Genomic DNA, 23,529 nt, shown 5'->3' on the forward strand with positions numbered 1-23,529 from the left:
CCGTCATCCTCGCAGACCGATCTGCGTTCTTTCTGAGTCGCGGATGGGAATGAGGTCCGTGCCATGGTGATCAAACTCAACGTCGCTTGGTGCATTGGCACTCGAATCGGATCGCCAAACACAGTAGCCTGAAGGTGAACCCTTCGGTTCGACTTTCTCAGACCAACAGCGTGCACCTACCGAGTGATTTGATCCAGGTCACCACGGCGGCACGACCTCCCGGACGAGCGGGAGCAGAAACTGGATTGATATGACAGACAGCGACATGCCCGCCTCGGCTCGGCGCACCACCGCGCAGCAGTCCTCACCGACTCTGTTCTCGGCCGTCGGACGCAGCTATTTCCCGATCGCCTTCGTCGCCCGCATGCCTTTCGCCATGATCGTCGTCGGTGTGCTCACCCTCGTTGTGGCCGGCCGCGGATCGCTGAGCTTGGGCGGGATCAACTCAGCTGTGGTCGGATTGGGCACGGCTCTGTTCGGTTCCTTCATCGGGGCGGCCGCCGACCGGTGGGGTCAGCGCTATGTTCTGCTCATCGCCGGGATCCTCAACTGCCTGGCGCTGACCTTCATGGCGTGGGTCGTCTTCAGCCCGCTGCCGGATTTCGTCGTGTTCATCGCCGCCTTCGCGATCGGTGCCACCTCACCTCAGGTCGCGCCGATGTCGCGGTCTCGCCTCGTCGACATCGTCATGTCCGTGCTGCCCTTGTCGAGGCGGCCGAAGGTGCTCAATGCCACGATGGCCTATGAATCCGCAGCCGATGAGGTCATCTTCGTCTTCGGACCCTTCCTCGTCGGACTCTTGGCGACCTTCTTCACCCCGGTCGCGCCCATCATCGGGGCGATCGTGATGACGCTCGTCTTCGTCTCCGCCTTCGCACTCCACCCGACCGGGCGGGCGCGTTCGACTGGAACGTCGAGCAGCCTCGGCGAGCGTGCCCCCGCCAAGGACATGTTCACCGCCGGTGTCTTCGTCATCATCCTCGGTGTCTTCGGCGTCGGAATGGTGTTCGGCTCCACCCTCACCGCTCTCACCGCGCTGACCAACGACATCGGCCGGCCGGAGGAGGCCGGTCTCATCTACGGAGTGATGGGCATCGGCTCTGCGGTGCTGGCGATCTCGGTGGCGCTGTTCCCCTCTGCGTTCGCTCTGTGGGCGCGACTGCTGTGCTTCGCGCCCATTCTGGTCACGGGATCGGTCATCCTCGCGTCGACGGAATCGATGCCGATCATCGTCATGGCTCTGCTGCTCATGGGCACGGGAATCGGCCCGAGCCTCGTCACCCTCTTCAGCCTCGCCGCCGAACGTGCGCCGCTCGGACGGTCGGCGACCGTGATGTCGATGGCGGGGTCGGCGATCATCGTCGGCCAATCGGTGTCCTCGGCGATCAACGGAATCCTCGCCGAGGATCGGGGAACGGCCGTGGCGATGGCCGTCCCGGTGGCCGCCTCGGCGATCGTCCTGTGTGCCGGTGTCCTCAATCTGTTCGTCGGGAGGCGCCGCGATCTGAGCTCTGACAAGCCGTCACGGCAGCGCGTCGACGGAGCCGAGGAAGAGATCTGAATCACTTCGACTTTCCGTGTTTTGGGACGGCGTGTCCCAGGCATTGCCAGGTGTGACCGGGACATAACCGAGGAGTAGGATGTCCGCTGGTCCATCGTGAAATGCGCCACGGATCGTGGCCTCTCACACCACTACGGAAAGCACACAATGTCTTCAAGCACCTCGACGACCGAGGCCGTCCGCAGCGATACCCGCTTCTTCGGACACCCTCTGCCGCTCATGCAGCTGTTCAGCCTGGAACTGTGGGAGCGATTCTCCTACTACGGGATGAACGGCATCCTCGCGATTTACCTCTACTTCAGCGTCACCGACGGCGGCATGGGGATGGAGCAGGGTACGGCCGTGGGCATCGTCGGTGCGTACGGCGGTGCCGTCTTCCTCGCCACGATCCTCGGCGCCTGGATTGCCGACCGGCTGGCGGGAGCGGAGAAGGTCCTCTTCTACTCCGCGATCATCATCATGGTCGGCCACATCTGCCTGGCTTTCATCCCCGGCTTCGGGGGAGTGGCCGTCGGCCTCATCCTTGTCGCGCTCGGCTCGGGCGGTCTCAAGGCGAACGCCTCGGCGCTGGTCGGTGAACTCTACGAAGAGAAGGACCCGCGTCGTGACGCCGGCTTCACCATCTTCTACATGGGCGTGAATATCGGTGCCCTCCTCGGCCCGCTGCTCACCGGACTCCTGCAGAAGAACATCGGATTCCACTATGGATTCGGGGCCGCCGCGGTCGGTATGGCACTCGGCCTGATCATCTACCTCACCGGTCGCAAGAGCCTGCCGCCGGAGTCTCGTGTTGCAGTCAATCCGCTGCCGAAGAACAAGCTCTACCTCTTCATCGTGGCCGTCGTGGTCGTCATTCTCCTCGCCGTCATTCTATGGATGACGAAGATCGTCAACGCGGAAAACCTCGATTGGTGGATCGCCGGGATCTCTGCCGGAGCGGCCGCCTGCTACTTCATCGTCATGTACACCTCGCCGCAGACGAACTCCGACGAACGCTCTCGTGTTCTCGCCTTCATCCCGTTCTTCCTGACGGTTGTGGTGTTCTGGTCGATGTACCAGCAGATCTTCGGAGTGCTGACCGTCTACTCGGATACTCAGCTCAACCGGTCGATCTTCGGATGGGAGATGCCGATCAACTGGATCCAGCTGATCCCTGCGTTCTTCGTCATCGTCTTCGCCCCGCTGTTCGCGACGATGTGGATGAAGCTCGGACCCAAGCAGATCTCGACACCGGTCAAGGCCGGACTGTCACTCGTGCTCATCGGCATCGGCTTCCTCATGTTCCTGCCCTTCGCTGAGGCCGGCCCCAATGAGACTCCGCTGCTGTGGGTGGCTCTCACATTGGCCGTATTCGTCTTCGGTGAGCTGCTCATCTCGCCGGTGGGCCTGTCGTTCTCGACGAAGGTCGCTCCGAAGGTCTTCCAGTCGCAGATGATCGCCGTGTTCTTCCTTGCCTCGGGTGTCGGTACGGCACTGTCCGGTGTGCTCGGCGGGTACTTCGACGCCGGCAACCAGGCACCCTACTGGCTGTCGGTCGGCGGATCGTCGGTCGTGCTCGGCCTGCTCGCGCTGACGCTGACGAAGCCGATGCTGGGGCTGCTGCGCGGAATCCGCTGATTCAGTAGCTTCGGGCATAGCCAGCGCAGTCCGAAGGCTCCTGTGGGTCTCCGCCTCACGGGAGCCTTCGTCGTTTCCGGGCGGGCATCCCTCACCCGCAGTGTCGCTTCAGAGCGTTGCAGCACGAGGGTGTGGCCGGACGGGTGAGGGATGCGGGAGCAACGGTATGAATTGGCACTAGTGGGAGGGCGTGCGACCAACGGGAGGGCGTGACGCTGGCGCGGCAAATCGCGAGCACAGCGCCGCACAGCCTCGGCGAGCGCGAGGGACGCGACCCCCGAGTCAGACGCCGATGAAGATGGGCAGCGCGTCAGGATGGTGGGCGTGGACGATCGTGAGGAACACGAGCGCGTCGAAGAGCAGATGCACCGTGACCGTATACGGCAGCGATTTCGTGCGATTGAAGATGAAGGCCTGCACGAGTGCGAAGGGGATCGTCAGCAGCGGACCGATCGACCGGTAGCCGAGCTCCCAGAGGAACGAGACGAAGATGATCGTGGTGAATATGTTCGCGGTCCAGAACGAGAAGTGTTTGCGCAGGAGCGCGAAGACCGTGCAGATGAAGAACAGCTCGTCCCAGATGCCCACGGCGTTGACCCCGAAGAACAGTCGGATGATCTCCGACCAGTTCGTCAGCGGAGGCCAGTTGAGGTAGACCCCGGTGCGCATGAAGTACTGCGGCAGCACTGCCCAGGCGACCACAACGACGAAGACCAGCCAGGCCCATTCCAGCCGCGACCAGGGTTGGCCGCGACGCAGCGGAAACTGGATCGTCTTGTCTTCGAACACATAACGAGTCACGAGCCAAGGGCCGATGACGACGGCCGAGAGCACAACGCCCATGCGTGCGATGTTCGACCACGAGATATCGGCTTCGACCGATATCGCCGAGATGAGAGCGAGACACGCGGCGATGATGCTGAGGTCTCTGGCGAAACTCCGATTGACACTCCACGCGATGATCAGGGCCGCGAGCATCGGTGCGTATCCGAAGGCGCGGACCTGCGGAAACGTCGTTCCCAGGCCGAAGAGCACAACCGCCGAGACCGCCAGCGAGGCAGCCGCAGCGGCCTCCCAGCTGAGCGGTTTCAACTGTGAGGATTCGATGGTTACTGCTCGGTCAGTGTCCACGCTCCACACTGTAGACGAACCCGGTCCGAGTCGCACCGGAACTTCGACCAGTGCCGCACCGAATCATCGCGTCTGGCTCCGCCGATTCACAAGTAGGATCGGAGCGAGGGAAGGACATCATTGGACCCAGAGGACTACTCCGAGCTCATCGCCGAATTGGCACCGAATCTCCACACCGAGACGACGCCGGTACGCAGCGCCGTCGGGCGCACCACGGCCTCGGACATCAGAGCTCCGCGATCGGTGCCCGACTTCGCCGCCTCGGCGATGGATGGTTTCGCCCTCGACGGCGCGGCCCTGAACTCCGCCCGCGACGGGAACGCCATTCGAGTCGTCGGCGACACCCCCGCCGGACATTCCGCCGTCACGCTGCAGACGGGATGCGCTGTGCGCGTGATGACAGGTGCTCCCGTTCCCTCCGGCGCCGAGGCGGTCGTCCCTGTCGAGCTGACCGACGCTCGACAGACCGGGCCGGCTCCCGAAGCCATCCGAATTGATTCCCTCCCCGCCGCTGTCCCGCCCGGGTGGAACATCCGCTCGATCGGTGAGGACATGTGCCGGGGCGACATCGTCCTGACCGCCGGGGAGCGGATCACCTCGGCCGGAGTCGGCGTGCTGGCGATGCTCGGCATCACCGAGATCGAAGTTCTCCGCAGACCCCGCATCGGTCTGATCGTCACCGGGGACGAAATCCAGGGTGCCGACCAGACAGGTGAGAGTCGCACCGAGGCGGCCGCCTCCTCGATCTTCAATTCGAACCTGCCGATGCTCGCCGCCGCAGTCCGCGGCTTCGGTGCCGAATCCATCGAAGCCACGTGCAGCGACGACGCCGACGAGCTGCGCGGTGTGCTCACGACGATGAGCGCCGAGGCCGACCTCGTTGTGACAACCGGAGGTATCAGCGCCGGTGCCTTCGAAGTCGTCCGTCAGGTCCTGGAACCCGACCATTCGACGTTCCGCCGACTGGATATGCGACCCGGATCGCCTCAGGGCTTCGGACGCCGCGGCACTCTGCCGCTCATCCATCTGCCCGGCACTCCACAGGGAGCCTTCGTCGCCTTCCACCTCTTTGTCGGCTCGCTGCTGACCGGGAAGAGCCTGCGACGGAGATGGCGGAAGGGACTTCTCGCAGGACCCGATCTGCGAACACACGGAAACGCCGTCACTTTCCGTCCCGGCACCTTCACCGAATCAGGGGAGATCCTCCCTGCCGACCGGTCCAGGCTTCCGAGCTTCGCCGCGGCCGATGTGATCATCAGAATCCCGCGCGGCACCGATACCCCGCATGGTTCAGCAGAACTGTGCGCAGGCACGGCCATCGACTACCTCGAGTGCTGACGCCTTCCCTCCCTCCCTTCCGGATTAGGATGGGGTCATGTCGACTTCACGCCTGAGTCCTGCCGACCGGACCCGCTACGCCCGGCAGATCCGACTGTCCGGATTCGGTGAAAGCGCGCAGGCCGCACTGCTCGACTCGCATGTTCTCGTCATCGGTGCCGGGGGACTCGGCGCCCCGATACTCAGCTACCTCTCGGCCGTCGGCATCGGCACGATCACCGTGATCGATCCCGATGTCGTCGAGCTGAGCAATCTGCATCGCCAGGTCATCCACACCGAGGCGGCCATCGGCACTCGTAAGATCGATTCCGCCCGGCAGCGGATGAACGGGATCAATTCGTCGATCGAGGTCCGGACGATTCCGCAGCTGCTCACTCCGGACAACGCTCTCGAACTCTTCGAAGGCGTCGACATCGTCGTCGACGGCAGCGACAACTTCGCCACCCGCTACCTTGCCAACGATGCCTGTGAGATTCTCGGAATCCCACTCGTGTGGGGGACGATCCTCGGTTTCGACGGTCAGGTCGCCGTCTTCGATGCCGAACGCGGCGCCACACTGCGCGACCTCTACCCCGAGGTTCCGGCTCCGGGCAGTGTGCCCGACTGTTCGGTCGCCGGAGTCCTCGGGCCCCTGTGCGGAAGCATCGGATCCGCGATGGCGATGGAGGCCATCAAGGTGCTCACCGGAATCGGCACACCGCTCGTCAACAGCGTGGCCATCCACAGCAGCCTCGACACCAGTTGGGAGACGGTCCCGGTGCGACCGATTCCGGGCAGGCCTCCGGTGACAGACCTCGGGCAGCACCGCGGCGACTACGCCCAGCACACGTTCGACTCACTCAAGACCGACGACACCGCAGAGAGAACAGCCGGCCCGACCACAGGGGAAAGCCTTCTGGGGCCGGCCACCGTGACCTGGGCGGACGTCGAGGCCGACTCCATCCTCGTCGACATCCGCGATGACGATGAGGTCGCCTCGGGGATGGTCCCCAGTGCCATTCACATTCCGATGGACGAGCTGCTCGCCGATCCCAGCCGCCTGCCGACTCCCGACACAGCGGACACGTCCGCCTTCTCTGATGCCGCCCCAGCACGGCCGCACGGCATCGCCCTCTACTGCCGGTCGGGGGTGCGCTCGGCGAAGACCGCTGCGCAGCTGCGTTCACACGGCATGGCAGTGACGTCGGTCAACGGCGGATATCTCGCCTATCTGTCACAGGCGGCTCCAGAGCAGAGCTGACGAGGCTTCAACCGATCTCGCCGTTCAAGGTCCTACCCGCCGGCGAACGGCGGGAGGACATCGACGGTGTCACCGTCGGACAGTTTCACGGACCGATCGGTGGCGGCCACGGAATTGACGAGGAAGCTCGAGCGCGACAGCACGGTCGCGGCTTGGGGGTCGGCCGCCTCGGCGAGGGACGTGACGAGCTCATCGACGGACCCGGCACGGATCTGTGATTCGCGGGCGCCGAAGGCCTCCCGGGCTGCGGCGAAGAACCGAACGGTGATGGTGGGCACTTATCCTCCGATGGCGCTCATGGGTCGTTGTGGCTGCTCGAACGAATCCGTGTCCATCCCATGACCGGCGAGCTTCTTCCAGTGCGCACCCTTCCATAGGTTCGCAATCGATTCGTCGGAGGCACCATCGCGCATCGCCGTGAGCAGATCGACCTCGGTGCGAGAGAACAGGCAGGTGCGCACACGTCCCTCCGCGGTCAGGCGGGTGCGAGTGCAGTCGGCGCAGAAGGGACGCGTGACCGAAGCGATGATGCCGACAGTGCCGAGGATCGAATCGGGACGGCGTCGATCGGCGACGAGGAACTTCTCGGCCGGGGCCCCGTTCCGCGGGGCCGAATCCGGGGTGAGCACGAATCGGGGTTCGAGGAGGGCGAAGATGTCGGCTGCGGTGATCATCGACGTCCGCTCCCAGGAATGTCCGGCATCCAGGGGCATCTGTTCGATGAACCGCAGGCTCAGATCCTGCTCGAGACACCACTGCAGAAGATCAGGAGCCTGTGCATCGTTGACCCCCGGCAGCAGCACAGCGTTGATCTTCACAGGGTTGAGACCGGCGGCTTTCGCCCCGTCGATGCCCTCGAGCACACGTTTGAGGAACGGGCGCCGGGTCATGGTCGCGAAGGTCTCCGGATCGATCGTGTCGAGAGAGACGTTGATGCGATCCAGTCCCGCCGCTTTCAGCCCCGCGGCGCGTTTGTCCAGGCCGATCGCGTTCGTTGTCAGTGCGATGTTCGGTCGCGGCTCCAGTGCTGCGACGCCGGCGATGATCTCGTTGATGTCCTTGCGGGTGAGAGGTTCGCCTCCGGTGAAGCGGACCTGGTCGACGCCGAACTTCTCCACGGCGATGCGGACGAAGCGGACGATCTCGTCACCGGACATTGCGGAGTCGCGAGACATGAACTCGACGCCCTCTTCCGGCATGCAGTAGGTGCAGCGCAGATTGCAGAAGTCGGTGAGGGAGATGCGGAGGTCGCGAGCGCGGCGATCGAAGGTGTCGAGCAGCGAGTCCTCCTTATGAGCGGTGAACTCCTCGCCCGGGTCCACCGTCGGAGTTCTCAGCACCGGCATGGGCAGGCCGATCTTCTCCATTGCGTCATCCTCCTTGAACAGCGTGTCGATATCATCGTCCCATGACTACTGCGAAGATGCATCGTGAGCGCATATCCGAGATCATATCGCCGCTGACCGGTCCGGTGAGCCTGCCGCTGAGTTCACTGCTGGAAGCGCCGAGGCGACTGACCGCCGATGTGGAATCGCCGATCGATGTGCCCGGCTTCGACAACTCGAGCATGGACGGCTACGCCCTGGCCGCGGCCACCGTGGAGGAGATGCGGCAACGCCCGATTCTCGTATGCGGTCGCGTCGCAGCGGGGTCCCGTGGTGAGACAGTCCAGCCGGGCACCGCGGTGGAGATCATGACCGGGGCACCGCTGCCGCAGGGAACCGATATGGTCGTCAAGATCGAAGACACCTCGCCGGGACGCTTCGGTGCCGAATCCATCACCCTCGACGCTCATGCGGAACCGCGCCCGGGAGCATTCGTCCGCCCCCGCGGCTCCGACGTGAGCGCCGGTCAGACCGTGTTGAGCGCGGGCACCATGCTGACGCCAGCTCACCTCGGCGTGGCCGCCGCGTGTGGAGTGAACGAACTGCCCGTGCTCGGCCTGCCGCGTGTCCTCGTCGTGAGCACGGGTGATGAGATCGCCGCCGAGGCGGCCGCCGGGATCAACGACGCGAATTCCGTGACGCTCAGCTCCGGGCTGCGCCGCCTCGGTGTCGACACCGAGGTCGCGTTCGTCCCCGACGACCCGCAGCAGCTGCTCGACCGAGTCCGCGACAGCGACGCTCAGCTGGTCATCTCGACCGGCGGCATCTCGAAGGGAGCGCACGAAGTCGTCAAACTCGCTGCCGATCTCGATGCGGGCTCTTCGATGACCTTCGAACCGATCGCCATGCAGCCCGGGGGACCGCAGGGCTGCGGACGTCTGGCCGACCACGCGTGGGTGGCACTTCCCGGCAACCCGGTGAGCACACTCATCAGCTTCGAGCTCTTCATCCGCCCCGCCCTGCTCGGGCTGGCCGATCATGAAGCACCCCGGGAAGTCGCCCACCACCGACTGGCCCACGGATTCGACGAAGCCCCTCCAGCCGGAAAGCTGCAGGTCCGCCGTGCCAGACTGACTGAGGCAGGCCTCGAGTTCGTCGGTGACTCCCGATCCCACCTGCTGCACAGCTATGCCGAAGCCAGCCATCTCGTCTTCGTCTCACCCGAGGAGGCGGGCACAGGCGATCCGTTCTCAGCTGTGGAAGATAGGCTGATGACGTGGAAGATCGCATGAAACTCAGCCACGTCGACGCATCGGGGACAGCCCAGATGGTCGATGTCGGCGACAAGGACGTCACTAAGCGCCGGGCCGTCGCCTCCGGCCTCATCACCACTCGGTCCGAGGTCATCGACCTCATCGCCGAGGCGGGACTGCCCAAGGGTGATGCCCTGCCCGTGGCCCGCATCGCGGCCGTGATGGGCGCCAAGCGCACCAGCGACCTCATCCCGCTGTGCCATCCGCTGCCGCTGACGGGAATCGATGTGGAGTTCGAACTCCGCGAGGACGCGGTGGCCATCACCGCCGCGGTCAAGACCGTGTCGAAGACCGGCGTCGAAATGGAAGCGCTGACGGCTGTGACCACGGCGGCGCTGACGATCTTCGACATGATCAAAGCCGTCGACAGTCGAGCCGTGATCGGCGACATCAAGGTCATCGAGAAGACCGGAGGAAAGAGCGGCGATTGGACACGAGAGTCATGAGCACCGGAACCGTCGTGACCACAGGAGTCGTCGAGACCCCGATTTCGACTCAGGAGCTCGAACCCGAGGTCCTCACCGACGCCTGTGGTGCCGCCGTCAGCTTCTCCGGTGTCATCCGCGACCACGATGAAGGCCGTGGAGTGAGCCGACTGCACTATGAATACCACCCCCTGGCCTCAACACAGATCGCCGAGGTGGCGGCAGACGTCGCTGCCCGTCATCCCGCGGTCAGGCTCTCCGTCGTCCACCGCGTCGGTGACCTCGAGATCGGCGACGTGGCCCTGGCCGCGGTCGTCGCCTCCGCTCACCGGCAGGATTCCTTCCGTGCCTGCTCCGAGCTCATCGACGAGGTCAAGGCCCGGGTCGCGATCTGGAAACACCAGCACTTCAGCGATGGCACGGACGAATGGGTAGGAGCCCTCGAATGACACGACTGCGTATCAGCGATGCGGCACGCTTCCTCGGAGTCAGCGATGACACGGTTCGCCGGTGGGTCGCCGATGGTCGCCTCTCCCAACACAAAGACGCGTCGAACCGGGCGGTCGTCGAAGGCAGTGAGCTCGCCGCCCTCGCCCAAACATCGTCCGGGGCTCTGCCCGATCCCAGCGGCGTCGTGAGCTCCTCGCGCAACCGCTTCGCCGGACTCGTCACAGACGTCAGCATCGACGGAGTGATGGCCCAGGTCAGCATGCAGTGCGGTCCCTTCCGCGTGGTATCGCTGATGTCGGCCGAAGCCTGTCGCGAACTCGAGCTCGAACCGGGAAGCCTCGCGACCGCCTCGGTGAAGGCGACGATGGTGTCGATCGACACCGTCCCGGGTTCATGAAGGGCAGCCGACTCTTCCGCGTTGCACGAACTCTGCGAGTCTCATAATCGGAACTGAAGTCGACACGGAACCGCATCTGCGGGTTCAATGGGGGTATGAAGAAAACCCTGCTGGGGCTCTGCACCGTCGCAGCCCTGACCCTGACCGCCTGCTCCTCCGGACCCGACACGGGGGCCGAAGCGGACCAATCGGAAGAGATCACCGTCTTCGCCGCCGCTTCGCTCACCGAAGTCTTCGAAGACATCGCCGATGAGTTCACGGCCGCCGATCCGAACGCACCCGAGGTGAAGTTCTCCTTCGCCGGATCGTCCGACCTGGTCTCCCAGATCTCCGAAGGCGCCCCCGCCGACGTCATCGCCACCGCTGATGAGAAGACGATGGACACGCTGGAGAACGACGACCTGCTCGCCGGCGAGCCTGAGATGTTCGCTTCGAACACGCTTACGCTGGCCGTGGCCGACGGCAATCCGAAGGCGATCAAGAGCTCCAAGGACTTCTCCGGCAACGACCTCGTAGTCTGCGCACCTCAGGTGCCCTGCGGAGCCGCGACGGAGAAGTGGGCCGAGACCAATGACGTCGATCTCGATCCGGTCAGCGAAGAGAACTCGGTCACCGATGTCCTCGGCAAGGTCGGCGCCGGACAGGCCGATGCGGGAATCGTCTACGTCACTGATATCGCCCGTGGCGACGGCAAGGTCGAACAGGTCGATCTCGACGGCGCAGACAAGGTCATCAACAAGTACCCGGCCGCCACCGTCAAAGCCAGCGAGAACCAGGACCAAGCCGATGCCTTCGTGAAGTTCCTCGGCTCCGACACAGCCCAGAAGCTGCTGCGCGACGCCGGTTTCGCCGCAGGCTGACAATGCCCGCGCCCTTCCCAAACCGACCGGCGGCGTCCCCGCCCAGCCGAGAGAGGCGGCTCAGATCGGATCCGCTCATCCCGGGCTGGCTGTGGCTGCCCGCCGTCATCGGCATCGTCTTCCTGCTCCTGCCGATCATCGGCATGCTCACCCGAGTCGACCCGCAGGGTCTGCTTGCCGTGATTACGGCCGAGGAATCGCGGCTGGCGATGAAGCTGTCCCTGCTGACCTCGGTGACCTCGGCTCTCATCAGCGTCCTCATCGGCTTTCCCCTCGGGTACCTGCTCGCCACCCGAACGGTCCCCGGCCAACGCATCGTCCGCACCCTCATCCTGCTGCCCCTCGTGCTGCCACCGGTGGTCAGCGGACTCGCACTGCTCTACACCTGGGGCCGGTCGGCCATCCTCGGCGGCGGACTCGAGGCGGCGGGCCTCAGCCTCGCCTACACCACCTCGGCGGTGATCATGGCGCAGGTCTTCGTGTCCCTGCCGTTCATGGTCATGTCCGTCGAGACCGCCACCGCTGGGCTCGGCCGCCGCTATGAGCTCACCGCCGCCGAGCTCGGCGCGAAACCCAATCGCGTCTTCTTCACCGTCACCCTGCCGCTGCTCCGACACGGGATCATCACGGGTGCCGTGCTGTGCTTCGCTCGCTCGCTCGGCGAGTTCGGGGCGACGCTGACCTTCGCCGGGTCGCTGTCCGGCGTCACCAGGACGATGCCGCTGCAGATCTATCTCGTGCGCGAATCCGACCCGCAGGCAGCCATCGGCCTCTCGCTCCTGCTCATCGCCATCGCCGTGCTCATCATCATCCTCGCCTACCGGTCCCCGCACGCTCCCCGCCTGAAGTCCCCGCGCAGTTCTCCGACACCCACTCCCGCCGACACGGTCCCGGCTGCCGCCCCCGTCGAGGCGGACCCGCGCTCCCCGACGGATGTATCCGAACGTGGGGGAGCGGAGAGCACAGACGCGCAATCCGCGGACCCCGGGCAGGGCATCAGTGCCGAAATCCGACTCAGCGCCCGTGGAATCGCACTGGATCTCAGTGCCTCGCGGCCGGGAACCACCGCGATCATCGGTCGCAACGGGGCCGGAAAATCCACCCTGTTCCAGGTCCTCACCGGAGCCCTCGTGCCCGACTCCGGACGACTCCGCATCGGGGAGAACACGGTGTTCGATATCGCCGCGGGCCTGTGGCCACCCGTCCACGATCGCGGCATCGTCCATCTCGCGCAGAACCCGCTCCTGTTCCCGCACCTCAACGTCATCGAGAACGTCAGCTTCGGTCTGCGGGCTTTGGGCGCGTCTCGCGGCGCCGCAAATGAACGCGCGCAGGCGATGCTCGACCGCCTCGGCGTGGGGCAGTGCGCGAACCGCAGACCGGACGCCGTCTCCGGCGGGCAGGCCGCCCGCATCGCCCTGGCTCGTGCTCTCGTCGTCGAGCCGAAGCTGCTGCTGCTCGACGAGCCTCTCGCTGCCCTCGACGTGGATGTGGCAGTCGAGACCCGGCAAGTGCTGGTCCGTCTGCTGAAGGGTCGCAGCGCACTGCTCGTCACTCATGACGTCGACGATGTCACCGCCTTGGCCGACTCACTGGTTCTGGTCGAGAACGGAAGCGTCGCCCACTCGGCTCCCATCGGGCAGGTCGACCCCGAATCCGCAGGTGAGGCCGCTGAATTCCTCCTCAGCTTTTGCATGCGGGACCGTGACGGAATAGTGTGCAATCAGTCACAGTGAAAATTGGCATGCAAGGGAGCACACCGCAGTGTCCGAATTGTCTTACTCGTCGGGAACATCGACGGAACCGCTGCTCGGGATCACCATCGCCGAGCACATCAAACGCACCGCAGCCGAGAATCCCGAAGCGCTGGCCTTGGTCGATCGGCATTCGAACCGGAGGTGGACGTACTCCGACTTCGATCGTGATACCGACGCACTGGCCATCGGTCTTCTCGAACGTGGGGTGAAGAAGGGCGACCGCGTCGGCATCTGGGCGCAGAACGTCGGCGAATGGGCGCTCGTCCAGTACGCCACGGCGAAGATCGGGGCGATCCTCGTCAACGTCAACCCCGCCTACCGCAGCCACGAACTCGAGTTCGTCGTCGAGCAGTCCGGAATGAGCCTGATGATCTCGCAGATCGTCGCACCTCCGCACTCGGACTTCCATGCCATCGCCACCGAGGTGGCGGCCAAGATCCCCGGCCTCGACCTCGTCTTCCTCGACACTGTCACCGAGGACCTCATCGGCGGTGTCACGGTGGGCGAGCGCGAATCCTTCGCCCACCTCATCGAGCAGGGTCGCGAGATGCTCGACGACGAAGGGGCGAAATACGCGGTGCGGCTGCAGCAGCTCATCGACGACCTCTCGGCCGATGATCCGATCAACATCCAATACACGTCCGGAACGACAGGCTTCCCCAAGGGCGTGACGCTCAGCCACCACAACATCCTCAACAACGGCTTCTTCATCGGCGAGATGCTCTCGTACACCCCCGCCGACACCGTGGTCGTTCCCGTGCCGTACTACCACTGCTTCGGCATGGTCATCGGCAACCTGGCCGCACTCAGCCATGGTGCAGCGATCGTGCTTCCGGCTCCCGCCTTCGACCCGGTGGCGACGATGCGGGCGGTCACCGAAGAGCAGGCCACCTCGCTCTACGGTGTGCCGACGATGTTCATCGCGGAACTCGAGCATCCGCAGTTCGCGGAATTCGACTTCTCCTCGCTGCGCACCGGCGTCATGGCCGGGTCGCCCTGCCCGGTCAATACGATGCGTCGAGTCATCGACGATATGAACATGTCCGAAGTCGCCATCTGCTACGGCATGACGGAGACCGCGCCGGTGTCGATGATGACGCGAGTGGATGACTCACTGGAGAAGCGCACCGAGACGGTCGGCCGAGTCATGCCCCACCTGGAGATCAAGATCGTCGACCCCGTCACCGGACAGACCGTTCCGCGCGGCCAGAAGGGCGAATTCTGCACTCGCGGATACGCTGTCATGCTCGGCTACTGGAATCAGCCGGACAAGACGGCCGAAACCATCGATGCGGCTCGCTGGATCCACACCGGCGACCTGGCCATCATGGACGACGATGGGTACGTCGACATCTCCGGACGGATCAAGGACATGGTCATCCGCGGAGGCGAGAACATCTATCCGCGCGAGGTCGAGGAATTCCTCTACCATCATCCCGCGATCCGCGACGTCCAGGTCGTCGGCGTCTCCGATGAGAAGTACGGCGAGGAGCTCATGGCGTGGGTGATCCTCAAGGACGGATTCGACTCGCTCACCGCCGACGAGGTCCGTGAGTTCTGCTCCGGCAGACTCGCTCATTTCAAGATCCCTCGCTATGTCGAAGTCCGTGAGTCGTTTCCGATGACCGTATCGGGCAAGATCCGCAAGATCGAGCTGCGCAGAGAGGGCGAGAAGCTCGCTCACACGGCCGACGCCTGAGGGCGACGGGCACATCCAGGCAGGAACTGCAGCCGGATGAGTGCTCGAGGTCACAAGTCGGTTGCAGTTCTGTCTGCCCGGGGCGTGCCGTTCTTCTGCGCGCCCATATTCACTAGGATCACAACATATGAGAGCTGAATCACCACCACTGGTGTCCTTGAGCAATGTCGAGAAGCACTACGGCGACTTCCATGCGCTGAAGAACGTCAACCTCGATATCGCCGAACGCGAGGTCGTCGTCGTCATCGGCCCCTCCGGCTCGGGCAAATCGACCCTGTGCCGGACGATCAATCGGCTGGAGACCATCACCTCCGGCAGCATCACGATCGATGGCAGGGAACTGCCCGCCGAAGGCGCTGCCCTGGCTCAGCTGCGCTCCGACGTCGGCATGGTGTTCCAGGCCTTCAACCTCTTTGCCCACAAGACGATCCTTGAGAACGTCACTCTGGGACCGATCAAGGTGCGCAAGATCCCGAAGTCCGAGGCGGACAAGCAGGCGATGGCGCTGCTCGAACGCGTCGGCGTCGCCCACCAGGCCGACAAGTATCCGGCTCAGCTCTCCGGTGGTCAGCAGCAGCGTGTTGCGATTGCCCGGTCTCTGGCGATGAAGCCGAAGGTGATGCTCTTCGACGAGCCCACCTCGGCGTTGGACCCGGAGATGATCAACGAAGTCCTCGACGTCATGGTCGGACTCGCCGAGGAGGGAATGACCATGGTCGTGGTCACACACGAGATGGGCTTCGCCCGCAAAGCGGCCCATCGCGTGGTGTTCATGGCCGACGGGGAGATCGTCGAAGTCGCCGAACCCGAGGAGTTCTTCACGAACCCCCAGAGCGCCCGAGCCAAAGACTTCCTGTCGAAGATCCTCACCAACTGACACCACCGCTTTCAATCAGCACTACCTCACTCACAAGGAGAGACCATGAAGAAGCTCAGACTGGCGGTCGCCTCGGTGGCCATCGGAATGCTGGCACTCAGCGGCTGCGGCCAGGGCGGAACCCCGGACGCACCTGCCGACGGCGACGGAGCCAAGGCAGAGGCTCCCGAATACACGGTCAACGAGAGCGCGGACATCGCCGACTCGAAGACGTGGAAGGCGGCGAAGGACGCCGGCGAGATCACCATCGGCGTGAAGTACGATCAGCCGGGTCTCGGAAACGTCTCGGCCGGATCGAAGACGCCCGAGGGCTTCGATATCGAGATCGCGAAGATGGTCGCCGCACAGCTCGGTTTCAAGCCCGACCAGATCAAGTACACGGAGACCGTCTCGGCCAACCGTGAGCCGTTCCTGCAGCAGGGCAACGTCGACATGGTCGTCGCCACCTACACGATCAACGACGAGCGCAAGAAGGTCGTCGACTTCGCCGGGCCGTACTACGTCGCCGGTCAGGATCTGCTCGTGGCCGAGGACTCCGATATCGCCGGCCCTGAGGACCTCGACGGCAAGAAGGTCTGCTCCGTCGACGGTTCGACTCCGGCACAGAACATCAAGGACAAGTACAAGAAGGCCGAACTCGTCACCTACGATGCCTACTCGAAGTGCGTCACCGACCTGCAGTCGGGATCCGTCGACGCGGTGACCACCGATGACGCGATCCTGCGCGGCTATGCCAAGCAGTACGAAGGCGAATTCAAAGTCGTCGGCAAGCCCTTCACCGAGGAGCCCTACGGTGTCGGACTGCCCAAGGGCGACAAGGCCCTGCGGGACGCGGTCAACGATGCTCTGGAGAAGGGCATGGACGACGGCGATTGGAAGAAGGCATTCGAATACACACTCGGATCCACCGATGGTGTCGACATGCCCAAGGTCGACCGCTACTGACCCAGTCCACAGATTGACATGATGCGAGGGCACCGTGCGGTGCCCTCGCATCGATTAAGGAATCTGCCATGGATTTCCTGGAGCTTCTCCAGATGTTCCTCTCCGGCGCGTGGGGAACGATCAGACTCTTCACCGTCGCCCTGATCGGATCAATGATCCTCGGTACGGTACTCGCCGCCATGCGTGTCTCACCGACCCCGGTGCTGCGCATCGCCGCATCGACGTACATCAACGTCGTCCGGAACACTCCGCTGACGCTCGTGATGTTCTTCTGTGCATTCGGACTGCCGTTCCTCGACATCCGATTCGGGTCGACGAGTTCTTTCAACTCCTTCGTCTACGCCACGATCGCTCTCATCGCCTACACCGCGTGCTTCGTTGCGGAGACGCTGAAGTCGGGAATCTCGACGATTCCCGTCGGACAGGCCGAAGCCGCCCGCGCAGTAGGCCTGAGTTTCGGACAGACCTTGAGCGAAGTGGTTCTGCCTCAGGCCTTCCGAACGGTCATCCCGCCCCTGGGCAGTGTGATCATCGCGATGCTCAAGAACACCTCGATCGCTTCGGCGTTCAACAACCGAGAGCTGATCTCCGCGATGCGCAATGCCATCGAAATCCGCGGTGACCTCGTCATCCCGATTCTGTTCGGCACCGCATTGGCCTATCTGATCCTGGCTCTGCTGCTCGGCCGTGTCTTCGACTACCTGGAGAAGAAGCTGGTGATTCTGCGATGAGCGCACCCACTCAAGTGCTGTTCGACGAACCGGGGCCGAAGTCCCGCCGGAACAACATCATCCTCTCGATCGTGTCGCTGATCGTGCTGTTGGCTCTCGTGGCGTTTGTGATCTGGAAATTCGCCGACGCCGGTCAGCTCGAACCCGAGAAGTGGTACCCCTTCACCTTCGCGCAGATTCAGACCGTCCTTCTCCAAGGCATGCTCGCGACCCTCAAAGTCGCGGTCGTGGCATCGGTCCTTGCCTTGGTGGTCGGAGTGGTCTTCGCCCTCCTGCGGCTCTCACACAAGAAAGTCATCTCGGTTCCCGGAACGATCGTCCTCGAATTCTTCCGCGGCGTGCCCGTGCTGCTGCTCATCTTCGCGATGTTCCTCCTCTTCGGCAACGAGATCGGTGCCTTCTGGTCGGTCGTCTTCGGCCTGACTCTCTACAACGGAATGGTGCTGGCCGAGATCATCCGCGCAGGCATTCTCGCCGTCCCCACCGGGCAGCGTGAAGCGGCCATGGCAATCGGGCTGCGCTCGGGACAGGTGATGAGCCTGGTGCTCATGCCGCAGGCGCTGCGAGCGATGATGCCGACGATCATCGCCCAGATCGTCGTGCTCCTGAAGGATTCGGCCCTGGGCTTCATCGTCACGTATCAAGACCTGCTCTACCAGGTGAACCTCATCGGCCGTGAGTACAACAACCTGCTGCCGACGTTCATCGTCGGTGCGGCGCTGTTCATCATCATCAACATGATCGTCGCCGGGTTCGCCCGCTGGCTCGAGTCCCGACTCCAGCGCAAGACCACCGCCGACACCGAGGCCGACGGCCTGACCTCGAAGATCGTCGACTGACTCTGCAGTCGCGAACAGGGCCCGGTCGACAGCGACCGGGCCCTCGTTCGACCATGTATCGTTCACATAGGAGTCGGCCATGAAGGAGTGCCAATGCCACAGCCTCAACTCAGCCCCACACCGGTTCGAGTAGTGAAGAACATCGACCGCGAACGGTACGAGCTGTTCACCGATGAGACACCGGGAGAGTTCATCGGGTTCCTCGCCTACCAGGTCATCGATGACCACACCCTGGAACTCCAGCACACGATCATCTCCGAAGGCTTCTCCCGACGAGGCTTCGCCCGTACCCTCGTCACTCGGGTGCTCGACCTCATTCGGGCCGACGAGTCGACCATCGTGCCGACCTGTTCGTACGTGCAGGACTACCTCGAGCGGTTCCCGCAGTACGGCGATCTCGTGGCCCATCAGTGACGGAGAGACCTCGAGGCGGCGGGGCCGGCCGTTTCGCTCCGAGCCCGAGCGGTGACCTCCACATCGGCAATATCCGCTCCGGGCTGCTCAGCTATGTGCGTGCCCGGCAGACGGGCCGGCGGTTCCTGTGGCGGATCGAAGACCTCGATCGGGTGAAGGTCGGCGCGGCCGCCTCACAGCTTCAGGTCTTCGCCGATCTCGGCGTCGTCCCGGACGAGGCGCCGCTGGTCCAATCCGAACGCACTGCCGAATACGCCGCTGCGCTTGCGAGGCTGGAGGCGGACGGACTCGTCTACGAATGCTATTGCTCACGCAAAGACATCGCTCAGGCCCCCAGTGCACCGCACGCACCACCCGGAGCCTACCCGGGGACCTGTCGCCGCCTCGGGGAAGAGGAGCGCGAGTCCGCCCGGCTGAGGCTCGAAGCGAACGACCGGCGGCCGGCGCTGCGTCTGCGCGCGGACAATCGAGTTCACAGCATCGACGATGTGCTGCTCGGCCGGGTGGAGGCGGTCGTCGACGATCTCGTGCTGCGGCGAGGTGACGGTGTCTTCGCCTACAATCTCACCGTCGTCGTCGATGATGCAGCGACCGGAATCGACGAGATCCTGCGCGGGGACGATCTCGCTTCTTCGGCACCCAGGCAGGCGTATCTGGCTCGGCTGCTTGGTCTGGCCGAACCGGGCTGGGTGCATGTTCCGCTGGTGCTCAACGAGGGCGGTCAGCGGTTGGCCAAACGTGATGGAGCGGTGACTTATCAGCAGCTGCGCTGCCTCGGATGGACCAACGAGGACCTCTTCGCCTGGATGCAGCAGTCGCTGGGATTCGCCGGAGACGGTGGCCCGTGGAGATCCGTCGACGATATGGTCAGCGGCATCGATTTCGCCCGGATGTCCACGACGCCGACGGTCTTCATCCCGCCTGCGGGTTCCTAGGGCCGAATCCGCTCATGCCGGCGCCTCGTCAGGCCGCTTCTTCATCAGGCTGCTGACGAGTCGACGGCGTCTCGGATGACTCCGTCGTAGATCGCTTCGAACGTGTCGAGAGTGTATTCGATATCGTGTTTGGCCACGACGTCGAGCGACGCCTTCGACATGGCATCGAGTTCATCATCGGGCATCCGGCAGATACGGGTGAACCGGTCAGCCAGCGCATCTGTGTTGCGCGGCGGGAACAGGTACCCGTTGACTTCGTCGCGGACGAGGTGCGGCAGAGCCACCGCATCGGCGAGGACCACGGGTTTGCGCGACGCCAGCGCCTCCAGCGTAGCGATGGACTGCAGCTCAGCGGTCGAGGGCATGCAGAAGAAGGTGCAGCGCTGGTAGGCCTCCATGAGCGCCTTGTCACTGATCTTCCCGAGCACATGCACACGATCGGCGATGCCGAGTTCGACAGCCAGCTGCTTCAGCGGCTCCTCCTGGTCACCACCGCCGACGATATCGGCTTCGAGCCCCAGCGCTGGATCGGTCTTCGCCACGGCCTCGACGATGTCGGCGGCGTGCTTCTCCGAGGAGAGTCGGCCGACGAAGAGAACACGCGGGGGAACGGCCCGCGACGCGGCGCAGTCGAGTTCGCGCAGATGAGCGAAGCGTTCCAGGTCGATCCCGCAGGACACCGCCCTGATGGGCGAGGAGAACCCGTTCTCGGTGAGCAGATCGGCGGCCAGCTGCGTCGGAACCGTGATGAAATCGGCGGACTGGAACTTCCGGCGCAGATCCCACCAGGCGATGGCGGTGCCGCCGTCGAGAACGGCCTTCGGAGCCTTGAGATAGGGGCGGACGTTGTCGGGCATGAAGTGGTTCGTGGCCACGACAGGGATTCCGCGCCTGATCGATTCGGAGAAGGCATAGCGGCCGATGACGAAATGCGCCTGAGTATGCACGACATCGGGGCGGACGCTGTCGAGGAGTCGCGAGAGCTCGGGCTTCGTCTCCCACGGCATGCAGATCATCCACGTCGGGTGCAGAGGCCATCTGTGAGCGGTGAGGCGGTGGACGGTGACCCCGTTCTCGACACTGACCGAGGGTTTGCCCGTGGCCGAGGGGCAGGCCACGTGGACATCATTCCCGCGAGCGGCGAGACCTTCGGCCAAGCGCTCGGCGAACTTCGCGGCACCATTGACTTCGGGGGCGTACGTCTCCGCCGGGATGAGGATGCGGCGTTTCGGGGTGGGACGGTGCGCAGACAGGATTCAGCTCTCCTCGGTGTCGGTCATGGTGTCGGAACGGCGGGCGTTCCTGCGCTGAGCTTCTCGATCTCTGACATCGGGATGATACCGCGACAATACAACGACGGCTGCGCAGGCGACCAATCCGGTGAGAGAGATGAGGATGATGAGCCAGACGGGGGAGTGGGCCGCCTCGCCGAGGACGACGGTGCCGAGGATCACGGCACCGATCGGGTCGATGACGGTCAGGCCGGCGATGACCATCTCCGGCGGGCCAGCGGCATAGGAATTCTGGACGAACAGGGACCCCAGGGCAACTGCCGCCAGCAGCGCCGCGACGTTGATCCAGGTGACCTGGTCGAGTCCGGCCTGGAGGAACTGGACGCTGACCAGGTGAGCGTTCGTCGCCACACAGGCGAACAGCAGGCCGGCGGCGATGATGAGCACGAGCTGAGGGGCGTGGCGGAAGACCACCACGATCACCAGGCCGACCGCCACGGCAACGGCAGTGATCCAGAACAGCGGCATCGCATCGGCTCCGAGGTGGACCTCCGATTGTGCCGTCGTCGCCGATAGCGCGACGAAGAGCGTCACCCCGGCGGTACACCAGACGACTGACTGGACGAGTCGCCTGTTGACCTTGAGCCCACGGTGGCGGACGCCGAGCAGCACCGAGACGATGAGTGAGAACGCTCCGATCGGCTGCACGACCATCACCGGAGCCAGCGCCAGGGCCACGAAATTGCCCGCCGTTCCCACTCCGAGGATGATCAGTCCGAGCAGCCACCGACGATTGCGCAGCAACTCGGTGAAATGGGCCCAGCTCAGGCCGTTGTGGGAGTCATCCTGCCCGGCGACCGCATCGTGCTGATACAAGGCGCCATAGGCCAGTGCCACGGCCGCGATGACGGCGAGGGCGATTGCCACTATGGTCACGATGAGTCTTCCGGTGTAGACGGTGTGGATGTGGGGAGCGGATCGCTTCGAGTCTATCGCGCGGGGCGGCGGCGAAGATGGCCGCAGACTGTGTTTGTCCTGACTGTAAGGCAACCCTGCGGCGACAGGTGGGGAAACCCTCAGCGCTGTGGCCGAAGCACCCTCAACGCTGTGAGCTAAAGCACTCGTCACGGTTTTGTTCGCCGGCCGGGGGATTTGCTAAGCTGGAACATACATCCGCTGGAAACTGCGGCATTCCTCCGTAGCTCAGTTGGCAGAGCATTCGACTGTTAATCGAAGGGTCGCTGGTTCGAGCCCAGCCGGGGGAGCAGCCAAGGCCCCGTCCGTTAGGACGGGGCCTTCGTCGTTGCCCGACACCGCGCTCGGGGTCGTCGACGTGGCTGGGGAATAGGCTCTGCACACGGCGGGTTCATCTGGCATGAAGTCTTTCGGATTCCTCAGTTTCGGTCACTACGACCTTGGCGGCGACCTCGACGCCGGGCGGATGCTGCGCGATGCGGTGGAGATCTCCGTCGGTGCCGACGAGCTCGGCGTCAACGGCGCCTACTTCCGAGTCCACCATTTCGCGACCCAGGCGGCCTCTCCCATTCCGCTGCTGGCGACGATCGCCGCGAAGACCAGCAACATCGAGGTCGGCACCGGGGTCATCGACATGAGATATGAGAACCCGCTCTACCTCGCCGAGGAGGCCGCCGCCCTCGATCTGCTTTCCGACCAGCGAGTGGCGTTGGGCATCAGTCGCGGGTCCCCGGAGCCCGCCCTGCGCGGATGGGAGGCCTTCGGCTACGAGGATCTCACCGAGCCGAAGGCCGCGAACATGGCCAGAGAGAAGTTCGATCGGTTCCTCCGGGCCGTCCGCGGCGAGGAACTTGCCCCGGCCGATCCGCAGCAGTTCGGTTCGGGGAAGCGTCTGCGCATCGAACCGCATTCCCCTGGCCTTGAACGCCGCATCTGGTGGGGAGCCGGGTCCGCCTCCACCGCCGAATGGGCTGCACAGCAGGGTGTGAACCTGATGAGTTCGACTCTGCTCACCGAGGCGACAGGCGCCGCATTCGGAGACCTGCAGGCCGAGCAGATCGCCAGGTACCGTCAGGCATGGAGCGCCGCGGGGCACGGATGGACTCCACGAGTGTCCGTCAGCCGCAGCATCTTCCCGATCACCACCGACCTCGACGACCTCTACTTCGGTCGGCGAGGGGCGGGCCAAGGGGATCAGATCGGCATCATCGACGACACACGGTCGACGTTCGGCCGTACCTACGCGGGCGAACCGGACAAGCTGATCGAAGAGCTCAAGGCCGACGCGGCGATCGCGGCAGCTGATACCCTCATGCTCACCATCCCCAGTCAGCTCGGCGTCGACTACAACCTGCATATCCTCGAGTCCTTTGCCCAGCACGTTGCGCCGGCTCTGGGCTGGGCTCCTGCCGGATAGAGCTGAGACGCGGGGCCGAACCGAATTGCATGAACGTAGGATGAGACGAGG

Annotated in this window: 23 protein-coding genes and 1 tRNA gene; 19 read left to right on the forward strand and 5 right to left on the reverse strand. The window is 64.3% G+C overall.

The window, feature by feature from the left end:
• Positions 1 to 250: 250 nt before the first annotated feature.
• Together HIM68_RS02485 and HIM68_RS02490 are read left to right on the forward strand one after the other, a co-directional pair.
• Entirely contained in the window at positions 251 to 1,561 is a 1,311-nt protein-coding gene (locus HIM68_RS02485; protein WP_229663914.1) for an MFS transporter, read from the forward strand.
• A 147-nt stretch (positions 1,562 to 1,708) separates the two neighbouring features.
• Positions 1,709 to 3,178, forward strand: a complete 1,470-nt coding sequence (locus HIM68_RS02490; RefSeq protein ID WP_172169317.1) for a peptide MFS transporter — start codon at positions 1,709 to 1,711, stop codon at positions 3,176 to 3,178.
• A gap of 282 nt (positions 3,179 to 3,460) precedes the next feature.
• Here the strand turns inward: HIM68_RS02490 and HIM68_RS02495 are convergent, their stop codons facing one another.
• Positions 3,461 to 4,309, reverse strand: coding sequence for a CPBP family intramembrane glutamic endopeptidase (locus tag HIM68_RS02495; protein ID WP_367647416.1), 849 nt, complete (start codon positions 4,307 to 4,309; stop codon positions 3,461 to 3,463).
• Positions 4,310 to 4,429: 120 nt separating this feature from the next.
• On the opposite strand from HIM68_RS02495, the gene HIM68_RS02500 reads away from it, so the two are divergent.
• Together HIM68_RS02500 and HIM68_RS02505 are read left to right on the forward strand one after the other, a co-directional pair.
• Complete coding sequence (locus HIM68_RS02500) at positions 4,430 to 5,647, forward strand: molybdopterin molybdotransferase MoeA (protein ID WP_172169320.1); 1,218 nt, start codon at positions 4,430 to 4,432, stop codon at positions 5,645 to 5,647.
• Positions 5,648 to 5,684: 37 nt separating this feature from the next.
• Positions 5,685 to 6,887 carry a ThiF family adenylyltransferase gene (locus HIM68_RS02505; protein ID WP_172169323.1) on the forward strand — a complete coding sequence of 401 codons (1,203 nt, stop codon included), beginning with the start codon at positions 5,685 to 5,687 and terminating at the stop codon, positions 6,885 to 6,887.
• Positions 6,888 to 6,919: 32 nt separating this feature from the next.
• On the opposite strand, the gene HIM68_RS02510 is transcribed toward HIM68_RS02505, so the two are convergent.
• Positions 6,920 to 7,165: a MoaD/ThiS family protein gene (locus HIM68_RS02510; RefSeq protein WP_139467091.1), complete on the reverse strand. Its 246-nt coding sequence runs from the start codon at positions 7,163 to 7,165 to the stop codon at positions 6,920 to 6,922.
• Positions 7,166 to 8,254 (reverse strand): GTP 3',8-cyclase MoaA, encoded by a 1,089-nt coding sequence (moaA, locus tag HIM68_RS02515; protein WP_172169326.1) that lies wholly within the window; start codon positions 8,252 to 8,254, stop codon positions 7,166 to 7,168.
• 41 nt (positions 8,255 to 8,295) lie between these two features.
• Here moaA and HIM68_RS02520 point away from each other — a divergent pair, with 41 nt between their 5' ends.
• From HIM68_RS02520 to gluQRS, 13 genes are all read left to right on the forward strand, one after another.
• A complete protein-coding gene (locus HIM68_RS02520; RefSeq protein WP_253903693.1) occupies positions 8,296 to 9,504 on the forward strand; it encodes a molybdopterin molybdotransferase MoeA in 1,209 nt (402 codons plus the stop codon).
• The gene (gene moaC, locus HIM68_RS02525; protein ID WP_172170255.1) at positions 9,501 to 9,971 is read left to right on the forward strand and encodes a cyclic pyranopterin monophosphate synthase MoaC; all 471 of its coding nucleotides are present in this window, start codon (positions 9,501 to 9,503) and stop codon (positions 9,969 to 9,971) included. Before HIM68_RS02520 ends, moaC begins: the two co-directional genes overlap by 4 nt.
• On the forward strand, positions 9,968 to 10,399 hold the full coding sequence (locus HIM68_RS02530) for a molybdenum cofactor biosynthesis protein MoaE (RefSeq protein WP_139467095.1): 432 nt from the start codon (positions 9,968 to 9,970) through the stop codon (positions 10,397 to 10,399). The genes moaC and HIM68_RS02530 overlap by 4 nt, the downstream gene beginning before the upstream one ends.
• A complete protein-coding gene (locus tag HIM68_RS02535) occupies positions 10,396 to 10,797 on the forward strand; it encodes a molybdopterin-binding protein (RefSeq protein ID WP_139467097.1) in 402 nt (133 codons plus the stop codon). Before HIM68_RS02530 ends, HIM68_RS02535 begins: the two co-directional genes overlap by 4 nt.
• Positions 10,798 to 10,892: 95 nt before the next feature.
• Complete coding sequence (gene modA / locus HIM68_RS02540; RefSeq protein WP_139467099.1) at positions 10,893 to 11,657, forward strand: molybdate ABC transporter substrate-binding protein; 765 nt, start codon at positions 10,893 to 10,895, stop codon at positions 11,655 to 11,657.
• 2 nt (positions 11,658 to 11,659) lie between these two features.
• The gene (locus HIM68_RS02545) at positions 11,660 to 13,393 is read left to right on the forward strand and encodes an ABC transporter permease (protein WP_172169329.1); all 1,734 of its coding nucleotides are present in this window, start codon (positions 11,660 to 11,662) and stop codon (positions 13,391 to 13,393) included.
• Between the two features lie 28 nt (positions 13,394 to 13,421).
• Positions 13,422 to 15,113: an AMP-binding protein gene (locus tag HIM68_RS02550; protein WP_172169332.1), complete on the forward strand. Its 1,692-nt coding sequence runs from the start codon at positions 13,422 to 13,424 to the stop codon at positions 15,111 to 15,113.
• A gap of 148 nt (positions 15,114 to 15,261) precedes the next feature.
• Positions 15,262 to 15,990, forward strand: coding sequence for an amino acid ABC transporter ATP-binding protein (locus HIM68_RS02555; protein ID WP_172170259.1), 729 nt, complete (start codon positions 15,262 to 15,264; stop codon positions 15,988 to 15,990).
• Between the two features lie 45 nt (positions 15,991 to 16,035).
• The gene (locus tag HIM68_RS02560; protein WP_172169335.1) at positions 16,036 to 16,935 is read left to right on the forward strand and encodes a glutamate ABC transporter substrate-binding protein; all 900 of its coding nucleotides are present in this window, start codon (positions 16,036 to 16,038) and stop codon (positions 16,933 to 16,935) included.
• 68 nt (positions 16,936 to 17,003) lie between these two features.
• The gene (locus HIM68_RS02565; RefSeq protein ID WP_092014068.1) at positions 17,004 to 17,666 is read left to right on the forward strand and encodes an amino acid ABC transporter permease; all 663 of its coding nucleotides are present in this window, start codon (positions 17,004 to 17,006) and stop codon (positions 17,664 to 17,666) included.
• The gene (locus HIM68_RS02570) at positions 17,663 to 18,505 is read left to right on the forward strand and encodes an amino acid ABC transporter permease (protein WP_139907983.1); all 843 of its coding nucleotides are present in this window, start codon (positions 17,663 to 17,665) and stop codon (positions 18,503 to 18,505) included. The genes HIM68_RS02565 and HIM68_RS02570 overlap by 4 nt, the downstream gene beginning before the upstream one ends.
• Before the next feature lie 93 nt (positions 18,506 to 18,598).
• Entirely contained in the window at positions 18,599 to 18,919 is a 321-nt protein-coding gene (locus HIM68_RS02575) for a GNAT family N-acetyltransferase (protein ID WP_172169338.1), read from the forward strand.
• Positions 18,916 to 19,854, forward strand: a complete 939-nt coding sequence (gluQRS, locus tag HIM68_RS02580) for a tRNA glutamyl-Q(34) synthetase GluQRS (protein WP_172169341.1) — start codon at positions 18,916 to 18,918, stop codon at positions 19,852 to 19,854. Before HIM68_RS02575 ends, gluQRS begins: the two co-directional genes overlap by 4 nt.
• 44 nt (positions 19,855 to 19,898) lie before the next feature.
• Here the strand turns inward: gluQRS and HIM68_RS02585 are convergent, their stop codons facing one another.
• Positions 19,899 to 21,110, reverse strand: a complete 1,212-nt coding sequence (locus HIM68_RS02585) for a glycosyltransferase (RefSeq protein ID WP_367647435.1) — start codon at positions 21,108 to 21,110, stop codon at positions 19,899 to 19,901.
• Positions 21,111 to 22,022 (reverse strand): DMT family transporter, encoded by a 912-nt coding sequence (locus HIM68_RS02590; protein ID WP_259356748.1) that lies wholly within the window; start codon positions 22,020 to 22,022, stop codon positions 21,111 to 21,113. It abuts the gene before it with no gap.
• Positions 22,023 to 22,278: 256 nt separating this feature from the next.
• Here HIM68_RS02590 and HIM68_RS02595 point away from each other — a divergent pair.
• Positions 22,279 to 22,351 (forward strand) — tRNA-Asn (locus tag HIM68_RS02595).
• A gap of 110 nt (positions 22,352 to 22,461) precedes the next feature.
• Positions 22,462 to 23,478, forward strand: coding sequence for an LLM class flavin-dependent oxidoreductase (locus tag HIM68_RS02600; protein ID WP_172169344.1), 1,017 nt, complete (start codon positions 22,462 to 22,464; stop codon positions 23,476 to 23,478).
• Positions 23,479 to 23,529: the final 51 nt, after the last annotated feature.

This window comes from Brevibacterium sp. CT2-23B, assembly GCF_013168765.1.
GTDB classification, from domain to species: domain Bacteria; phylum Actinomycetota; class Actinomycetes; order Actinomycetales; family Brevibacteriaceae; genus Brevibacterium; species Brevibacterium sediminis.

What these genes read in the sequence shown, in the direction of transcription:
- HIM68_RS02565 (WP_092014068.1), top strand. Translation starts at nt 17,004, where the DNA reads ATGGATTTCCTGGAGCTTCTCCAGATGTTCCTCTCCGGCGCGTGGGGA.
- HIM68_RS02530 (WP_139467095.1), top strand. Translation starts at nt 9,968, where the DNA reads ATGAGCACCGGAACCGTCGTGACCACAGGAGTCGTCGAGACCCCGATT.
- HIM68_RS02575 (WP_172169338.1), top strand. Translation starts at nt 18,599, where the DNA reads ATGCCACAGCCTCAACTCAGCCCCACACCGGTTCGAGTAGTGAAGAAC.
- HIM68_RS02600 (WP_172169344.1), top strand. Translation starts at nt 22,462, where the DNA reads ATGAAGTCTTTCGGATTCCTCAGTTTCGGTCACTACGACCTTGGCGGC.
- HIM68_RS02545 (WP_172169329.1), top strand. Translation starts at nt 11,660, where the DNA reads ATGCCCGCGCCCTTCCCAAACCGACCGGCGGCGTCCCCGCCCAGCCGA.
- HIM68_RS02535 (WP_139467097.1), top strand. Translation starts at nt 10,396, where the DNA reads ATGACACGACTGCGTATCAGCGATGCGGCACGCTTCCTCGGAGTCAGC.
- HIM68_RS02485 (WP_229663914.1), top strand. Translation starts at nt 251, where the DNA reads ATGACAGACAGCGACATGCCCGCCTCGGCTCGGCGCACCACCGCGCAG.
- HIM68_RS02490 (WP_172169317.1), top strand. Translation starts at nt 1,709, where the DNA reads ATGTCTTCAAGCACCTCGACGACCGAGGCCGTCCGCAGCGATACCCGC.
- HIM68_RS02570 (WP_139907983.1), top strand. Translation starts at nt 17,663, where the DNA reads ATGAGCGCACCCACTCAAGTGCTGTTCGACGAACCGGGGCCGAAGTCC.
- HIM68_RS02505 (WP_172169323.1), top strand. Translation starts at nt 5,685, where the DNA reads ATGTCGACTTCACGCCTGAGTCCTGCCGACCGGACCCGCTACGCCCGG.
- modA (WP_139467099.1), top strand. Translation starts at nt 10,893, where the DNA reads ATGAAGAAAACCCTGCTGGGGCTCTGCACCGTCGCAGCCCTGACCCTG.
- moaA (WP_172169326.1), bottom strand. Translation starts at nt 8,254, where the DNA reads ATGGAGAAGATCGGCCTGCCCATGCCGGTGCTGAGAACTCCGACGGTG.
- HIM68_RS02520 (WP_253903693.1), top strand. Translation starts at nt 8,296, where the DNA reads ATGACTACTGCGAAGATGCATCGTGAGCGCATATCCGAGATCATATCG.
- HIM68_RS02560 (WP_172169335.1), top strand. Translation starts at nt 16,036, where the DNA reads ATGAAGAAGCTCAGACTGGCGGTCGCCTCGGTGGCCATCGGAATGCTG.
- moaC (WP_172170255.1), top strand. Translation starts at nt 9,501, where the DNA reads ATGAAACTCAGCCACGTCGACGCATCGGGGACAGCCCAGATGGTCGAT.